Source organism: Gilliamella sp. CG16 (assembly GCF_046635785.1).
Taxonomy (GTDB): domain Bacteria; phylum Pseudomonadota; class Gammaproteobacteria; order Enterobacterales; family Orbaceae; genus Gilliamella; species Gilliamella apicola_I.
On the sequence record NZ_JBIDFL010000014.1, the window covers coordinates 45174 to 63305 of the forward strand.

The window sequence follows — 18132 nt, forward strand, 5'->3', positions numbered from 1 at the left end:
GAGTTATTAAAATAGCACGTGATTGCACGTGCTATTTTTTTATCTCAAATGAAATGAAAGGAGTTTTATATGTATATTGTTATGAACCGTTTTAAAATAAAACGAGGTAGTGAAGAGACTTTTATTGACATATGGCGTAATCGTGATAGTCATTTGAAAGAGATGAAAGGATTTAATCGCTTTTACTTTCTACAAGGAAAAACTGAGCAGGATTATACTTTATTTTCTTCATTTGCCGAGTGGGAATCTAAGGCTGATTTTGAAGCTTGGGTAAACTCAGATCACTTCAAACACACTCATCGTAATACGAATAATCGACCGAATAATAGTGATATCTATTTTGAACCGGCACAATTAGAATGTTTTGATGTTTTACTAAAATAATAAATTTGATGAAACAAACAAAAATCTAATATTCCGATTCATCATTAATTCATTAAGGTTATGTGAGCAATAATCTAATAGTGACATAAGGAATTAAATAATAAGTTATGATTATACTTCGCAAAGTTTATAAAAATGGCTATAATACAATCTAACTATTATAAAAATATTGGTGTGATTAGCGTTATTTATTCTAAAAAATACAAAACCAACGAAAAATTAAGCTAATCCACATTGAATTACTTTTTTCCTGACTATCTTTTCTTTATTACTTATAGTGTTCTTTTTAGTTCTGATTCAAATCATGTTTATGTATTAATGATATTCAGTGCTCATTTCATATATTGATCTATATTTTGATGTCCTTAGTTTAATTGTTAATGGTTTCAATTAGTTGTGTTTTCTACATTACCTATTAATTAGACAATTTTATAAGGGGTTTACGATGAAATCAAAAATTGTGTTACTCATTATTGCGTTACTTATTGTTGCTGGATTCATTTTTTTTAAAAACTACAATAGTATCCAAACCCAAGATGAAAAAGTGGCAGCTTCATGGTCAGAAGTTATTAACCAGTATAAACGTCGAGCAGATTTAGTCCCTAATTTGGTTAATACTGTTAAAGGGTATGCGACACACGAGAAAGAGGTGTTTACACAAGTCACTGACGCCCGAGCCAAAGTTGGTTCAATACAATTAAACGCAGATCAACTTACCGATCCTACTTTATTTTCTAAATTTCAACAAGCACAATCTGAATTGAGTTCTGCATTAAGTCGTTTGATAGCAGTTAGTGAAAATTATCCAGAGCTTAAAGCTAATACACTATATCAAGATTTAATGAGCCAACTTGAAGGTACTGAGAACCGTATTGCTGTTGCTCGAGGACGCTACATTGAAGCAGTGCAAAATTTCAATATTTATATCCGTAAATTACCCACAAAATGGGTAGCAGATGTTTTAGGAGTGAAACCAAAACAACAGTTCAATGTTGAAAATGAAAAACAGATTTCTAATGCACCTGCAGTTAATTTTGGGTAGTGAATATAATGAAGAGATACTTTCCAGTTAGCTTATTGTTAATATTCAGTTGGTTTTGTTTTGGGCTGACTGAAATTCCACAATTTACCCAGCGGGTGATTGATACGACAAATACACTGACGCCTTCACAAATTGATGATTTAGAATCAAGCCTAATTAAATTTGAAAAACCAAGAACTGACGGTGCACAAATTATCATATTAATGATTGCAAAGCTTGAAGATGAAACCATTGAACAATTTGCAACTCGAGTTTTTGCTCAATGGGGAATAGGAAAAAAAGGACAAGATAATGGTATTTTATTATTAATCGCTAAAGACGATAGACGTATGCATATTGAAGTTGGTTATGGGTTAGAGGGAACCATAACCGATTTAATTGCTAGCCATATTATACGTGAACAATTAACACCGGAATTCAAACAAAATAACTATTATCAAGGTATCAAAAATGCTATATCCGTCTTGAAACAAAAAATAGATAACTCAGAACCCCTAGGTAATGAAAATAGCAATGAATCCGATATTGGTACGCTTCTTGCTGGTGAATTTGGTGCTAAATTATTTAATTATGGTTTGGTCTCTTTTTTCATTTGCTTTGTTATCAATAGTATTATTCCGCTAGGATCGTCAAAACGCTCTGCCAGTCGAAATTTGGGTACTGGGCTACTTAATGGATTATCAGTAGGTGGGTTTACCTTATGGAATGGTCATTCTATATCCATTGCTTTTATCTTACTATTCTTGGCGTTTGTCATGAGTACGATTGCGAGTGGATTTTTACGAATAAATGGTAGCAGTGGTTCAGGTGGTGGCGGATTCCGTGGAGGAGGTTTTGGCGGTGGTGGGTTTGGAGGCGGCTCAGGAGGATTTAGCGGTGGCGGAGGTGGTCGTAGTGGTGGTGGTGGCGCTTCTGGTAGCTGGTAAATTGATTAGAAATCGTTTTAATTTGTTTGTTAAAATTGGCTTATAATTATCAAATAAAAATCTCAAATTTGATGTTTTTTATATTATTGAAATAATGGAGTAATAAAAATATCAAGCCAATAATCAACGACTAAAACAAATTATCTTCTACGATCCCATTGACGAAACCTTGATTTAAAGGTAATATGCGCGCCTTACGGCATCGTGTAGTTTTTAGCTACACTGAATAATTTTTTAAGGTAGATGTGCATATTTTATGCAAAATAAATTGCCATTAACGATCGACCCTATTAAAGCCGCACAGAAACGACTTGATTATGTTGGATATTATCCAGCAAAAAGTGCAACAAGGGTTGAAAGTCCAAAAAGTGATATCGAGTGCCGCTTATCTTTTGATTATGATGAGCAAAAACTCTGTGTTATCAACATTGATGCGAAGATAACGTTGGAACTGATTTGCCAACGTTGTTTTAAACCTTTTATCACTGAAATTCATGTGATGAATAAATTTAGTCCTGTAAAGAGCGATGCTCAAGCAGAGACACTACCGGAACATTATGAACCTGTTCTGATGAACGAGTTCGGTGAAGTGGATATATTAGCGTTACTTGAGGACGAAATTATTCTCTCGTTACCAATTGCGCCGGTACATGATAGTAAACACTGCGAAGTGTCAGAGGCAGATATGGTATTTGGTGATATTCCAAAAGAGAATGAAAAGCCAAATCCATTTGCAATTTTAGTTAGTTTAAAGAATAAGGGGTAAATCCATGGCTGTTCAACAGAATCGTAAAACTCGTGCAAAACGTGGTATGCGTCGTTCACATGATGCATTAACTGTTGCTAATATCTCAGTTGATGAATCAGGTAAAACACATTTACGTCATCACGTAACCGCTGATGGTTATTATCGTGGTCGTAAAGTGATTTCTAAATAATTACTGCGAATTTAGAAATCCTCAGGTGACATTTTGGATAATCTAACCATCGCGTTAGATGCTATGAGCGGGGACTTCGGTCCTCGTATTGTTGTTCCTGCTGCAATACAAGCATTAAATCGTTATCCAAATCTTTCTATTTTTCTGGTAGGTAATCTAACAGAAATAAGCTCCTTTTTGTCTAAAGAAAACACCAAACTTATTGCACAGTATCAAAACGATAGTCGATTGGTATTGATAGAATCAACCACTGTGATTACGAATGACATGAAACCCTCTTACGCAATTCGTCATAGTCAAGGCTCTTCAATGAGAATTGCATTGGAACTTGTCAAAGATAACTCTGCTCAGGCATGTGTTAGTGCGGGTAATACGGGCGCTTTGATGGGGTTGTCTAAACTATTATTACATTCTCTAACTGGTATTGACCGTCCCGCTCTGGTTGCGACTATACCAGCATTAAATAATCATGATACAGTCGTTTTGGATCTTGGCGCTAATGCTGAATGTGATAGTGATATGTTAGTACAATTTGCGATAATGGGTGAGATTCTTGCCAAAACCGTACTTAAGATCGAAACTCCACGAGTTGCATTACTTAACATTGGTGAAGAGGATATTAAAGGATTAGATAAAATTCGTGCAGCAGCGGCAGTTTTAAAATCGAATGAACAAATTAATTATATCGGTTATTTAGAAGGCAATGATCTTTTAACTGGTAAAACCGATGTATTAGTCTGTGATGGATTTGTGGGTAATGTAACATTAAAAACGGTAGAAGGCTTAATCAAAATTTTTATGTCTTCGCTCAAATTATCCTTAAATCATAATTCATTTTTAATGAAATTACTGAGCAAATGGATACAAAGAAAGATTGCAAAAAATTTTTGTTATTTGGATCCTGGGCGATATAATGGAGCCTGTTTACTTGGACTTCAAAGTATTGTGATTAAAAGTCACGGTAGTGCCAATCAAAAATCTTTTTTTGCAGCAATAGAACAAGCTATTTTGGCTATACAAACAAATATACCAGAGAAGATTGCAACCAGTCTTTCTTCCGCACTACCTAAGAGCGAATAATTAGATGTATACAAAGATATTAGGAACAGGAAGTTATCTTCCAAAACAGATACGAACCAACGCAGATCTTGAAAAAATGGTTGATACTAGTGATGAATGGATTACGACACGCACTGGCATCAAAGAAAGGCGTATTGCCGCTCCAGATGAAACTGTAACAACAATGGCCTATGAAGCGGCAATTAATGCTATTGACATGGCAGGTATCGATAAAAATGATATTGGTTTGATCATTGTTGCAACAGCAACTTCAGTGAATGCTTTTCCAAGTTCTGCAACTGAACTACAAGCTAAACTTGAAATAGCTGATGTGATTGCCTTTGATGTTTCGGCTGCATGTTCAGGATTTGTTTATGCGTTAGATATTGCGGATAAATATGTAAAAAGTGGTGCGATCAAATATGCTTTAGTAGTGGGGTCTGACATGTTAACACGTGGTGTTGATCCGGATGATCGTGGCACTATTATTATTTTTGGTGATGGAGCAGGTGCTGTTGTTGTAGGCGCATCTGAAGAGCCTGGTATTATTGCTTCACATTTACATGCCGATGGACGTTACGGGGATCTATTAAAATATCCTTATGTTGATCGCCGTGATATGAATGATCCTGTTTATATGACGATGCATGGTAATGAAGTGTTTAAAATAGCAGTTAAAGAACTCTCAAATTTAGTTGATGAGCTTTTAACTGAAAATGCTTTTAATAAAACCGATTTAGATTGGTTGGTGCCTCACCAAGCAAATTTAAGAATTATTTCAGCGACAGCTAAACGATTAGATATGGATATGAGTAAAGTCATTGTAACGTTGGATAAACAAGGAAATACTTCAGCTGCATCGGTACCTTGTGCATTAGATGCAGGTGTCCGAGATGGACGCATTCAACGTGGCCAATTAATTCTATTAGAGGCATTTGGTGGCGGTTTTGTATGGGGCTCTGCGCTCATTAGATTTTAACTAATCAATTATTTTTATGTGATCAAGGATTTTAAAATGACCAAATTTGCAATGGTATTTCCAGGACAAGGTTCACAAGCGGTAGGTATGCTAAAAGATCTTGCTGATATTTATCCAATTGTGAAATCAACTTTTGATGAAGCTTCACAGGTATTAGGCTATGACTTATGGACACTTGTACAAGATGGTCCAGTAGAAGAATTAAATAAAACTTGGCAAACACAACCTGCGTTACTTGCTGCATCTGTAGCAATTTATCGGGTATGGCAGAGTGTAAATGGTGCACAACCAGATTTTATGGCAGGCCATAGTTTAGGTGAATATTCAGCATTAGTTTGTGCAGGTGTTATTGATTTTAAAGATGCTATCAAATTAGTCGAACTACGCGGACAACTTATGCAAGAAGCCGTACCAACAGGTACAGGCGCAATGTATGCAATCATTGGACTTGATAATGAATCAATTCGTAAAGCATGTGAACAAGCCGCTCAAGGTCAAATTGTTGCACCTGTTAATTTCAACTCACCGGGTCAAGTTGTTATTGCTGGTAATAAAGAAGCGGTTGAACGTGCTGGTGCTTTATGTAAAGAAGCAGGTGCTAAACGCGCATTACCTCTTGCCGTGAGTGTTCCTTCACATTGTGCATTGATGAAACCGGCAGCAGATAAATTAGCAATAGCATTAGAAAACATTACTTTTAATAGGCCAAAATTTGCAGTAATTAATAATGTCGATGTTAAAGTTGAATCATCTGCAGATCAAATTAAAGCAGCGCTTATTGCTCAGCTTTATAGTCCTGTTCGATGGACTGAAACAGTTGAAGAAATGGCAAAACAAGGTATAACCCTTTTAGTTGAAATGGGACCAGGTAAAGTATTAACAGGATTGACTAAACGAATTGTTGATTCATTGTCTGCTTGTGCAGTCAATGATAAAGCTTCATTAGATGTTGCGTTAGAAAATACTAAATAAAAATTTAAAAGAGGTAGTTATGAACCTATCAGGAAAAATTGCTTTAGTTACAGGTGCCAGCCGCGGAATAGGTAAAGCGATTGCAGAAAAATTAGTTGCATGTGGTGCAACAGTTATTGGTACAGCAACAACGGAAAAAGGTGCTGAAGCAATAAGCCAATATTTAGGCTCACACGGTAAAGGTTATGCTTTGAATGTGACAGATGAAGCATCAATTGAATCGGTTATTGGTGCAATTAAAACGGAATTTGGTGATATTGATATTTTGGTTAATAATGCAGGTATTACCCGTGATAATTTATTAATGAGAATGAAAGAAGATGAATGGCAAGATATTTTGAATACCAATTTAACTTCTGTGTTTCGTCTCTCAAAAGCCTTAATGCGAACTATGATGAAAAAGCGTTATGGCAGAATTATTACTATCGGTTCAGTTGTGGGAACGATGGGTAACGCCGGTCAAGCGAATTATGCGGCAGCAAAAGCAGGTTTAATTGGTTTTAGTAAATCATTAGCTCGTGAAGTCGCATCACGAGGAATTACAGTCAATGTTGTTGCGCCAGGCTTTATCGCAACAGATATGACAGAAGCACTTACTGATGATCAGAAAGCGTTAACATTAGCACAAGTCCCTACAGGGCGTTTAGGTGAACCCGCTGAAATTGCAAGTGCTGTGGCATTTTTGGCATCTGATGAAGCTTCTTACATCACGGGTGAAACTTTGCATGTCAATGGTGGCATGTATATGGTGTAATTGATTGGAATAGTGTAAAATAAGTTAATATTTTGACGATTCGAACAAAAATTAAGCAATTGGGTTGAAAAATGATTTGCATCTTTTTCAACATTTTATAAACTTACATTCACCGCCACTTTCGGCGATTTTTATAGGAAAAAAAAGAGTATGAGCACTATTGAAGAGCGAGTTAAAAGTATTATTGTTGAGCAACTTGGTGTGAAAGAAGACGAAGTAAAAAATGAATCTTCTTTTGTAGAAGATCTTGGCGCTGACTCTCTTGATACTGTTGAACTAGTTATGGCTTTAGAAGAAGAATTCGATACAGAAATTCCTGACGAAGAAGCTGAAAAAATCACAACTGTTCAATCAGCAATTGATTATATTACTGCAAATCAATAATTTTAGCTGAGTTTTCATAATAGGCGGTCAACTGATCGCCTAGTTTATATTTATGTCTTTAACTTGTTAAAGTATATCAACTTGATGTTTATTATTAGAAAACTCAAAGTAAAAATTTCATTGATTCAAATTTCATCTCAATCCTTTTCTGGAGGACAATGTGTCTAAACGCAGAGTTGTTGTTACTGGAATGGGCATGATATCTCCAGTTGGTAATACAGTTGAATCCACATGGCAAGCTTTATTAGCAGGTCAAAGTGGTGTTGAACTCATCGAACATTTTGATACAGCCCCTTTTGCAACGCGCTTCGCAGCGATGGTTAAAAACTTTAATGGCGAAGATTATAATATTTCACGTAAAGATGCACGTAAAATGGATTATTTTATCCAATATGGCATAGCCGCTGGTATTCAAGCAATGCAAGATGCTGGCATCGAAATTACGGAAGAAAATTCAGAACGTATTGGCTGCGCTATTGGTTCAGGTATTGGTGGACTTGGATTAATTGAGGAAAATCACAGTGCGCTAATTAATGGCGGACCACGTAAAATTAGCCCATTTTTTGTTCCATCAACCATCGTTAATATGATTGCTGGTCATTTATCTATTATTTATGGATTAAAAGGACCGAGTATTACTATAGCTACCGCTTGTTCTTCTGGCGTTCATAATATCGGACATGCAGCAAGAATGATTGCTTATGGTGATGCAGACGGCATGCTTGCCGGTGGTGGCGAAAAAGCGAGTACACCGCTTGGTATTGGTGGTTTTGGTGCAGCACGTGCATTATCAACCAATAATGACAATCCTAAAGCGGCGAGTCGACCTTGGGATAAAGACCGTGATGGTTTTGTACTTGGCGACGGTGCAGGAATCATGTTTTTAGAAGAGTATGAGCATGCTAAAAAACGTGGTGCTAAAATTTATGCTGAAGTTGTCGGTTTTGGAATGAGCGGCGATGCTTACCATATGACTTCACCTCCAGAAGATGGTAGTGGTGCAGCTTTAGCGATGAAATGTGCAATTCGTGATGCAGGTATTACACCTAATCAAGTTGGTTATATCAATGCGCATGGGACATCGACTCCTGCAGGTGATAAAGCTGAAACTCAAGCAGTAAAAAGTATTTTTAAAGAAAATTCAAGCAAAGTTATGGTCAGTTCAACAAAATCAATGATTGGTCATTTACTCGGTGCAGCTGGTGCTGTTGAATCAATCTTTACTGTACTTGCATTACGTGATCAAGCTGTACCGCCAACAATTAATTTAGATAATCCTGATGAAGGATGTGATCTCGATTATGTTCCTCATACAGCTCGTCAAGTTAAGAATTTAGAGTATGCACTGTGTAACTCGTTTGGTTTCGGTGGAACGAATGGTTCAGTGTTATTCAAAAAAATCTAATTTCTTATTCTAAATTATTCGTCGGTAATTTTTATTATCGACGAAAGCCTTCCTGAAAATTATTTTAGATGTGTTAAATCTTATCGACAAAGAGAATAAGAATATTTATATAGCTTGTGTTATAATCTGATATAAATTTTAAAGCATTATCATTACTGGAAATTATGGCAGAACCTCAATTTATTCATCTCCATTTGCATAGCGATTTTTCTATGGTTGACGGAATTGCGAAAGTAGGCACATTAGTAAATGAGGTGAGCAAGTTACAGATGCCAGCCTTTGCGATTACCGATTTTACTAATTTATGTGGTCTTGTAAAATTTTATGGCACAGCAATGTCAAAAGGCATCAAACCTATTATTGGTGCTGATCTTGCTATAAAAAATCCACAAATGCCAGATGATATTTTTCGGTTAACTTTACTTGCAACCAATAATGATGGATATAAAAATCTTACCTTACTGATTTCCAAAGCTTATGAAAGAGGTTACATCGGTGATATTCCGGTTGTTGATCAAGAATGGTTAACAGAGTATCGATCTGGATTAATTGTTTTAGCAGGTCGTGAAAGTGATATTGGTATCGGAATCATTCGCAATAATCAATCAATTATTGATAATGCTATTCAATTTTATTGTGAAAACTTTCCAGATCATTTTTACTTTGAATTAGTACGTACCAAACGTGTTAATGAAGAACTATTTATTCATAGTGCGGTTAAACTTGCAGAACAATATGCATTACCTGTTGTGGCAACTAATGATGTAAGATTTTTGGTTCCTTCTGATTTTGAAGCTCACGAAATTCGGGTTGCTATTCACGATGGTAATACCCTTGAAGATCCTAATAGACCCAAACACTACTCAGCTGAACAATATTTACGTTCAGAACAAGAAATGTGCGAACTGTTTTCTGACATTCCAGAAGCATTAGAAAATAGTGTTGAAATAGCCAAACGTTGTAATGTGTCGATTCGATTAGGGGAGTATTTTTTACCTAAGTTCCCAACAGGGAATATGTCTACAGAAGATTTTTTAGTTCACAAATCACGTGAAGGTTTGGAAGAAAGATTAGAACTTTTATTTCCTGATCCTAACGTTAGACAACAAAAACGACCAGAATATGATGAACGTTTAGAAACCGAATTAAACGTAATCAACCAAATGGGGTTTCCTGGCTATTTCCTGATCGTTATGGAATTTATTCAATGGTCTAAAGATAATGATATTCCTGTCGGTCCGGGTCGTGGTTCAGGGGCTGGTTCTCTTGTTGCTTATGCTCTGAAAATAACGGATTTAGATCCGTTAGCCTTTGATTTACTTTTTGAACGTTTTTTAAATCCTGAACGGGTATCAATGCCAGATTTTGATGTTGATTTCTGTATGGAAAAACGTGATTTAGTGATTGATCATGTTGCTGACATGTACGGTCGAGATGCAGTTTCACAAATTATTACATTTGGTACAATGGCTGCTAAAGCCGTTATACGCGATGTGGGACGAGTGCTGGGACACCCTTATGGATTTGTTGATCGCATCGCAAAGCTCATACCTCTTGACCCCGGAATGACCCTTGCAAAAGCGTTTGAACTCGAGCCTCAATTGCAAGAAATTTATGACAATAATGAAGATGTAAAATCATTAATTGATATTGCCAGACAATTAGAAGGGGTGACTCGAAACGCCGGTAAACACGCCGGAGGGGTCGTGATTTCACCAACTAAAATTACAGATTTTTCGCCTATCTATTGTGATTCTGAAGGTCATCATCCCGTTACACAATTTGATAAAAATGATGTTGAATATGCAGGACTGGTCAAATTCGACTTTTTAGGATTACGTACATTAACCATTATTGATTGGGCAATCAAAATGATTAATGAACGTCAGGCAAGAGAAGGTCTGGAAGCGGTTGATATTACACGCATTCCGCTTGATGATCAGAAATCGTTTGATTTACTGTTAAATGCAGAAACGACTGCTGTTTTCCAGCTTGAATCGCGTGGTATGAAAGATCTCATAAGACGTTTAAAGCCCGACTGCTTTGAAGATATGATTGCATTAGTCGCATTATTTCGACCAGGACCTCTACAATCAGGAATGGTGGATAATTTTATCGATCGTAAACATGGTCGTGAAGAGGTGTCTTATCCCGATATTAATCATCAGCACGAATCCTTGAAGCCTATATTAGAACCAACTTATGGCATTATTCTCTATCAAGAACAGGTCATGCAAATAGCACAAACGTTATCTGGTTATACCTTAGGTGGTGCGGATTTATTACGTCGAGCTATGGGTAAGAAAAAGCCAGAAGAAATGGCTAAGCAACGTTCTGTATTTAAAGAAGGCGCTGAAAAGCAAGGCGTAGATGGAGAACTGGCTATGCGGATTTTTGATTTAGTTGAAAAATTCGCAGGTTATGGTTTTAACAAATCGCATTCGGCTGCTTATGCACTTGTTTCTTATCAAACTCTCTGGCTAAAAACACACTATCCTGCAGAGTTTATGGCGGCAGTTATGACAGCTGATATGGACAATACCGATAAAATCGTTGGTCTGGTCGATGAATGCCTACGTATGGGACTCAAAATTAATCCGCCCGATATTAACAGTGGGTTGTATCATTTTCATGTGAATGAAAAAGGTGAAATTGTTTACGGTATTGGTGCAATAAAAGGTGTGGGCGAAGGTCCGATTGAGGCGATAGTTGAAGCGCGCAATAGTGGTGGATATTTCAAAAATATTTTTGAATTATGTGCACGAACAGATATGAAAAAAATTAACCGTCGTGTTTTAGAAAAACTCACCATGGCTGGCGCTTTTGATAAATTAGGTCCACATCGAGCAGCGATTTTAAATAGTATTAACGACGCTATGCAAGCGGCGGATCAATATGCTAAAGCACAAGATATTGGTCAAGAAGATATGTTTGGTGTATTAGCTGAAGAACCAGAACAAGTTGAACATGCTTATGCAGCTGTTCCAGAATTGCCAGAACAAGTTTTGCTTGATGGTGAACGTGATACTTTAGGGCTTTATTTAACGGGGCATCCGGTTACACAATACCTGAAGGAGCTAAATCGTTATTCTGGAGGTTTACGGATAAGTGAAGCTTCTCCAACGGGTTGGGGAAAAATGGCCACTTTTGCTGGTATTGTTGTTGATGCTAGAGTTCGCATTACTAAAAAAGGAAACAAAATCGGTTTATTTACGTTGGATGATCGCTCAGGTCGTATTGACGGTATGCTTTTTACTGATGCACTGGAAAAATTTGAGCATTTATTGGTTAAAGATAAAATTTTGATAGTCACCGGTCAAGTCAGTCATGATGATTTTAATGGTGGATTCAAAATGACGGTACGCGATATGGTTGACTTGAAGGATGCCCGAGCGAAGTATGTTAAAGGTTTGGCGGTGACATTAACTGACAGTGAAGCTGATAGAGCAATGTTGCAGCGTCTACAACAATTATTTGAATCCTATCGACATGGTAGTGTACCTGTAAATCTTTACTATCATAGGGATGACTCGATCGTTAGAATACAATTCGGTACAACTTGGCGAGTTATTCCTGAGGATGCTTTGATTGTAGAGCTTAAAACCTTGCTAGGTAATGATCGTATTGAATTTGAATTTTAGTAAATTAGTATAAAATTATTCCTATTAAGTAAAATAAAGGAATATAGCAAATCTACATTTAAGGATAAAAATAAGTTGTTCTTTTTTATATCCCAGTCGATAACATGATAAATGTAGATGACTTTAATTAGTATTACATAGTAAAATTGACTTAATTTTATTTTAAGAATTAGTCTTTATACTATATTAAATAATGTATTTATTACAAATACAAAATAAATTAAGAGGCAATCATAAGCGTTATGAACAATTTTTTGGAATTTGAAAAGCCGATAGCGGAATTAGAAGCAAAAATTAATTCCTTAAAGAATATTGATTCACAACAAGTTGAATTAGATATCAATTTAGACAAAGAGATTAAACAACTAAATAAAAAAAGTCGAGAGTTAACAAAAAAAATATTTGCAAATTTATCTCCATGGGAAATCGCACAATTAGCCAGACATCCAAATAGACCCTATACACTAGATTATATCAAAGAAATTTTTACTGATTTTGATGAGTTAGCGGGTGATCGTGCTTATGCTGATGATAAAGCAATCGTCGGTGGTATTGCTCGTATTGATGATCGACCAGTTATGGTAATTGGTCATCAAAAAGGTCGTGAAACAAAACAGAAAATATATCGTAACTTTGGTATGCCTGCACCTGAAGGTTATCGAAAAGCATTACGTTTAATGCAATTAGCTGAACGTTTTAAATTACCTATTATTACTTTTATTGATACGCCGGGAGCATATCCTGGTATTGGTGCCGAAGAGCGAGGACAAGCTGAAGCAATAGCTAGAAATTTACGCGAAATGTCTCGTCTTAACGTTCCAACTATTTGTACTGTTATTGGTGAAGGCGGTTCTGGTGGAGCACTCGCGATTGGTGTTGCTGATAAAGTGAACATGTTGCAGTACAGTACTTATTCGGTTATTTCTCCTGAAGGGTGTGCATCTATTTTGTGGAAAAGTGCTGATAAAGCTCCTGTTGCTGCTGAAGCAATGAATATGACAGCTGATAAATTACTTAAATTAGATCTAATTGATTCAATAATTCCTGAACCACTAGGTGGTGCTCATCGTGATTATTTTGCGGTATCCGATTCTTTGAAAAAACAGTTAATTAATGATCTTAATGAACTTGAAGAAATGGATTTATCCGTACTGCTTGAAAGAAGATTTCAACGCCTTATGAACTATGGTTATGCAAGATAGCCTTATTGGAATACTATTATTATGGAAAAAAAGACGGGTTTAAAACGTATAATTAATGCAACAAAGTACTCTTTTAAAGGGTTTAAATCAGCGATCAAATATGAAACCGCATTTCGTCAAGAATTATTGTTGTTGATTGTGGCTTATATTGTGGTCATGCTAATTGATTTCACGATATATGAACGTATTTTATTATTAGGTTCTATTGGTGTTGTGATGATTGTTGAGCTTATCAACAGTGCCATTGAATGTGTGGTAGATAGAATCGGTAGTGAAAGACACGAGTTATCGGGTCGTGCTAAGGATTATGGATCTGCAGCCGTGTTTTTATCGTTATTATTAACGGTAATTTTATGGATTTACTTATTTTCTTGCCACTTTTTTCCCTAAATTCTTTCTAACTCATTGACAATTTGAATGATAATAGTGCGAGTGAAATACTCGCATTTCATTCTTTTTTATTCCGATACTAGCTCTTTAATGGTGAAGTTGCCTGTTTTTTCTGTATCCAGCTTCTCTTTTAACCATGGCATAATCGATTGCATTTGCTCATGTAGCTTCCAAGGCGGATTAATTACAATCATACCGGATGCTGTCATTCCTTTCTGATTATTGTCAGGTTTTAGAGCAAGCTCAAACTGTGAAATTCGCTTAATTCCTAAATTTACAATTCCATCAATCATCCTTTGGGTCTGTGTTCGTGATACGACAGGATACCAGATAAGATAAACACCAGTCGCAAAACGTTTATACGCTTCATTTATCGCCGTTGGAATCTTTTGATAATCATCTTTGATCTCATATGAAGGATCAATTAATATCAGTCCTCGGCGTGATTCGGGAGGTAATTTTGATTTTAATTGTGCAAAGCCATCTTCACGTAATACTCTTGCGCGTTTATCCTTATTAAATTCCTGCCTTAACAAAGGATAGTCGGTTGGATGTAATTCGGTAAGATTAAGTTTATCTTGTTCCCGAAGTAGCTGTTTAGCAATGAGCGGTGAACCAGGATAATACTTTAAAGTATCAAATGGATTGTAGCGCTTAAGAATTGATAGATAAGTATCAAGTTGTTTTGGAAGATCCGGTTGTTGCCATAATAAATTAATCCCAGATAAATATTCTCCCGTTTTCTCAGCATGTTCACTTTTTAATAAATATCGCCCCGCACCACTGTGAGTATCCAGATATAAAAAAGGTTTTTCTTTTTCCTTTAACGATTCAATACATAGTGTTAATACAATATGTTTTAAAACATCTGCATGATTACCTGCATGGTAGCTATGACGATAACTTAACATTAAAAATTTAGCCTCATTTGTTTATTATTTTGCATGTGAAATAGATAAAGCTTAATAAAGTAGGCAAGTCATTTTCATTAATTTTCAATTAAAGTTGAATACTGATGTTATCATCAGAAATTGATAGCCATATAAACTATATTTTGCGATATCGGTGTAACCTAAATATAAGGAGAATGAGTATTATAAGTCAGAAAGGGATTTTTTCAACTTTGTAGCCTTAAAGTGTATATGGCAAGAGATTATAGGTAACGTGTGCTCGTCATCTCACATTTAGGACAACATTTTTTGTTTAAGTTGTGTACCACATTTGCGACATAAATAATTTATATTATTGTGCTGAACTTTATTGTGTCTAATCTTTGTTAATTGATGCTCCTGACACTCACAATAGTATAAAAAAAAGTCTCGTTTAACATCGAAATTATGAGTTGTTTTAGGCATTTTACCTAGGATATTTGACATAACATATTGCCATTCTTTGCCATGAGGCTTTACGTTGCCAAATTTTTTAAAAACAATTAGGTGCGCTAACTCATGGGGCACAACTTCTTCAATAAATACTTGTCCATTGTCGGCAAGCATTGTTGAATTCAATTGGATTTCCCAACGCATTAGAAAAGCACTTCCTGCCACACTTCCTTTAGGTTTATAAATTATTTTAGGTTCGGTAAATTGCATATTTAGCAATTGATTAGCTTGCGCTAAGTTTTTTCTTAGGCAAGCTATAACTTGGTTGTGCAAATTTATGGGGATACGTTTAAAGTCCTGCTGCATCTCGTAATTGAGCCGCTTTATCTGTTTGTTCCCAAGGAAAAATATCTCGTCCAAAGTGACCATAACTTGCTGTTTTTTGATAAATTGGTTGAATTAAATTTAGCATTTTAATCAGTCCATAAGGTCTTAAATCAAAAAATTCCTTAATTAATGCAACAATTTTATCATGCGCAATTTTTTCCGTGCCAAATGTATTAACATAAATTGAAGTCGGATTAGCAATACCAATTGCATAAGATAGTTGTAATTCACATCTATCAGCTAATCCAGCAGCAACAATATTTTTTGCAACATAACGAGCAGCATAAGCAGCCGAACGGTCAACTTTTGATGGATCTTTACCAGAAAAAGCCCCACCACCATGACGAGCTGCTCCACCATAAGTATCCACAATTATTTTACGTCCGGTTAACCCACAATCCCCCATAGGTCCGCCAATAACAAAACGCCCAGTTGGATTGATGAAATATTTAGTTCGGGAAGTTAACCACTCAGCTGGTAAGGTTGGTTTGATGATCTCCTCCATTACCGCTTCATGTAATGCATTTTGTTCAATATCTTCTGCATGTTGAGTGGATAAAACAATCGTATCAACACCTTTAATTATGCCATTTTCATAAATTAATGTTACTTGGCTTTTGGCATCAGGTCTTAACCATGGAAGTATTCCTTTCTTTCTAACTTCAGCTTGGCGATGCATAAGCTCATGAGCATAACTGATTGCTGCTGGCATAAAGTTTGGCATTTCATTGGTTGCGTAGCCAAACATTATCCCCTGATCACCTGCTCCTTGCTGTAAAGGATCTTCACGATCTACACCTTGGTTAATATCGGGTGATTGTTTTCCAATTGCATTTAAAACAGCACAAGAATTAGCATCAAATCCCATTTCTGAACTGGTATATCCAATATCACTAATTGTTTTTCGGGTTAACTCTTCTATATCTACCCATGCTGAGGTTGTAATCTCGCCACCAACAAGTGCCATACCTGTTTTTACATAGGTTTCACATGCAACACGAGCTTTAGGATCTTGCTCTAAAATAGCATCAAGTACCGCATCTGAGATTTGATCGGCAATTTTATCTGGATGACCTTCTGAAACTGATTCAGAAGTGAATAGAAATTCTGACATTCAATACCTTCTTAAATTTATTCGTACGAATAACATATAAATTCAAAATAGCGCTCATTTTAGCAGTTTTACCATCTAGACGTCTAGTTAAAAAATTTTTCTAATAGTGTCTTTTCTTCAATGACAGGTAATAAAATAACTTGCATTAATTTTTAATCAATTTACGATAGTTTGCGTTTTTACCTATCAATTAGCTAAACATCTACAGAAATATGAAAATAAAAAATACAACTCCTACAGTGCTAGTCTTTGATTCCGGTATTGGTGGATTATCGGTATATGACGCCATTTACAAGAAGATGCCTAATCTACATTACATTTATGCATTTGATAATGAAATGTTTCCTTACGGCGATAAGTCATCCGAATTTCTTATTGATAGGGTCACGTCAATTATTGGACATATTTCGAAACATTATTTAATTGACATAGCTGTTATTGCATGTAATACAGCAAGTACTATCTGTTTACCGAGTTTAAGATCCCAATTTTCTTTTCCTATTGTAGGTGTTGTTCCTGCTATTAAACCAGCTTGCCAAATTACCCAAAACAAATGTATCGGACTGCTGGCAACAAAGGCAACCATTGAACGCGCTTATACAACAAATCTCATTAAAGAATTTGCAACGGACTGTACAGTTAAACTACTTGGCTTATCTGAGCTTGCATTTATTGCAGAAAATAAATTGCAAGGTGTTACTGTCGATATAAATCAATTACAAACTTTACTTGCGCCGTGGCTTTCTGAACCTGTTATACCAGATACTATTGTATTAGGTTGTACTCACTATCCATTTATCAAAGAAGAGTTACAAGTAATTTTTCCTAATGCGACATTTATTGATTCAGGAAATGCTATTGCTACTCGTGTCTATAATTTACTTAACGAACAATTTGATTTAAATGCAGAAAACAAGAGTGCTAAGGAAAATATTGTAATGAGTACCAACTATAACCAATATGTTGAAAAATTAACTGACAAATTAACTAAATATAAACTTAATAAATATCAATACATTAATATTTAGCGTGTTTAAACCTTACTCGAACAGAGCAAAGATCTGCTTTTTTTGCTTGTAAAAAAAAATGAAGTGCCTATAATGCGCATCCACTGACACGGCGTCAGCGAAAGCAGGCGGAACAAGAGGTTAGTGAACAGGATCAAAAAAATTGAAAAAAGATCTTGACGAATAAAAAGGTGTAGCGTAGTATACGCAGCCCTTGAGACAGTAA

18 protein-coding genes are annotated in these 18132 nt (G+C 35.8%); 15 read left to right on the top strand and 3 right to left on the bottom strand.

Annotated elements, in window-relative coordinates; genetic code table 11:
* Positions 1–69: 69 nt before the first annotated feature.
* The 14 genes from ACGH47_RS10675 (at position 70) to ACGH47_RS10740 (ending at position 14076) form a co-directional block, all read left to right on the top strand.
* Positions 70–384, top strand: coding sequence for an antibiotic biosynthesis monooxygenase family protein (locus tag ACGH47_RS10675; protein ID WP_065559744.1), 315 nt, complete (start codon positions 70–72; stop codon positions 382–384).
* Between the two features lie 445 nt (positions 385–829).
* A complete protein-coding gene (locus ACGH47_RS10680) occupies positions 830–1426 on the top strand; it encodes a LemA family protein (RefSeq protein ID WP_411623385.1) in 597 nt (198 codons plus the stop codon).
* Positions 1427–1434: 8 nt separating this feature from the next.
* Positions 1435–2352: a TPM domain-containing protein gene (locus ACGH47_RS10685; RefSeq protein WP_411623386.1), complete on the top strand. Its 918-nt coding sequence runs from the start codon at positions 1435–1437 to the stop codon at positions 2350–2352.
* Between the two features lie 256 nt (positions 2353–2608).
* Positions 2609–3118: a 23S rRNA accumulation protein YceD gene (gene yceD / locus ACGH47_RS10690; RefSeq protein WP_411605524.1), complete on the top strand. Its 510-nt coding sequence runs from the start codon at positions 2609–2611 to the stop codon at positions 3116–3118.
* A 4-nt stretch (positions 3119–3122) separates the two neighbouring features.
* On the top strand, positions 3123–3290 hold the full coding sequence (rpmF, locus tag ACGH47_RS10695; RefSeq protein ID WP_025316508.1) for a 50S ribosomal protein L32: 168 nt from the start codon (positions 3123–3125) through the stop codon (positions 3288–3290).
* A gap of 33 nt (positions 3291–3323) precedes the next feature.
* Positions 3324–4370 (top strand): phosphate acyltransferase PlsX, encoded by a 1047-nt coding sequence (gene plsX, locus ACGH47_RS10700; RefSeq protein ID WP_411623387.1) that lies wholly within the window; start codon positions 3324–3326, stop codon positions 4368–4370.
* 4 nt (positions 4371–4374) lie between these two features.
* The gene (locus tag ACGH47_RS10705; protein WP_411623388.1) at positions 4375–5328 is read left to right on the top strand and encodes a beta-ketoacyl-ACP synthase III; all 954 of its coding nucleotides are present in this window, start codon (positions 4375–4377) and stop codon (positions 5326–5328) included.
* Between the two features lie 36 nt (positions 5329–5364).
* Positions 5365–6300 carry an ACP S-malonyltransferase gene (gene fabD, locus ACGH47_RS10710; protein WP_411623389.1) on the top strand — a complete coding sequence of 312 codons (936 nt, stop codon included), beginning with the start codon at positions 5365–5367 and terminating at the stop codon, positions 6298–6300.
* Between the two features lie 19 nt (positions 6301–6319).
* Entirely contained in the window at positions 6320–7054 is a 735-nt protein-coding gene (gene fabG, locus ACGH47_RS10715) for a 3-oxoacyl-ACP reductase FabG (protein ID WP_267352155.1), read from the top strand.
* A gap of 150 nt (positions 7055–7204) precedes the next feature.
* A complete protein-coding gene (acpP, locus tag ACGH47_RS10720) occupies positions 7205–7438 on the top strand; it encodes an acyl carrier protein (RefSeq protein WP_065559736.1) in 234 nt (77 codons plus the stop codon).
* 160 nt (positions 7439–7598) lie between these two features.
* Positions 7599–8843: a beta-ketoacyl-ACP synthase II gene (fabF, locus tag ACGH47_RS10725; RefSeq protein ID WP_267352156.1), complete on the top strand. Its 1245-nt coding sequence runs from the start codon at positions 7599–7601 to the stop codon at positions 8841–8843.
* Between the two features lie 164 nt (positions 8844–9007).
* Positions 9008–12484 carry a DNA polymerase III subunit alpha gene (gene dnaE, locus ACGH47_RS10730; protein ID WP_411623390.1) on the top strand — a complete coding sequence of 1159 codons (3477 nt, stop codon included), beginning with the start codon at positions 9008–9010 and terminating at the stop codon, positions 12482–12484.
* 242 nt (positions 12485–12726) lie between these two features.
* On the top strand, positions 12727–13686 hold the full coding sequence (accA, locus tag ACGH47_RS10735) for an acetyl-CoA carboxylase carboxyl transferase subunit alpha (RefSeq protein WP_267352158.1): 960 nt from the start codon (positions 12727–12729) through the stop codon (positions 13684–13686).
* A gap of 21 nt (positions 13687–13707) precedes the next feature.
* Complete coding sequence (locus ACGH47_RS10740) at positions 13708–14076, top strand: diacylglycerol kinase (protein ID WP_065559732.1); 369 nt, start codon at positions 13708–13710, stop codon at positions 14074–14076.
* Positions 14077–14144: 68 nt separating this feature from the next.
* On the opposite strand, the gene ACGH47_RS10745 is transcribed toward ACGH47_RS10740, so the two are convergent.
* The 3 genes from ACGH47_RS10745 to metK form a co-directional block, all read right to left on the bottom strand.
* Complete coding sequence (locus tag ACGH47_RS10745; RefSeq protein WP_411597372.1) at positions 14145–14987, bottom strand: 23S rRNA (adenine(2030)-N(6))-methyltransferase RlmJ; 843 nt, start codon at positions 14985–14987, stop codon at positions 14145–14147.
* Between the two features lie 273 nt (positions 14988–15260).
* The gene (locus ACGH47_RS10750) at positions 15261–15764 is read right to left on the bottom strand and encodes a SprT family zinc-dependent metalloprotease (protein WP_411623391.1); all 504 of its coding nucleotides are present in this window, start codon (positions 15762–15764) and stop codon (positions 15261–15263) included.
* Positions 15748–16899: a methionine adenosyltransferase gene (gene metK, locus ACGH47_RS10755; RefSeq protein WP_411623392.1), complete on the bottom strand. Its 1152-nt coding sequence runs from the start codon at positions 16897–16899 to the stop codon at positions 15748–15750. Before metK ends, ACGH47_RS10750 begins: the two co-directional genes overlap by 17 nt.
* A 212-nt stretch (positions 16900–17111) precedes the next feature.
* Here metK and murI point away from each other — a divergent pair, with 212 nt between their 5' ends.
* Complete coding sequence (gene murI, locus ACGH47_RS10760; RefSeq protein ID WP_411623393.1) at positions 17112–17927, top strand: glutamate racemase; 816 nt, start codon at positions 17112–17114, stop codon at positions 17925–17927.
* Positions 17928–18132: the final 205 nt, after the last annotated feature.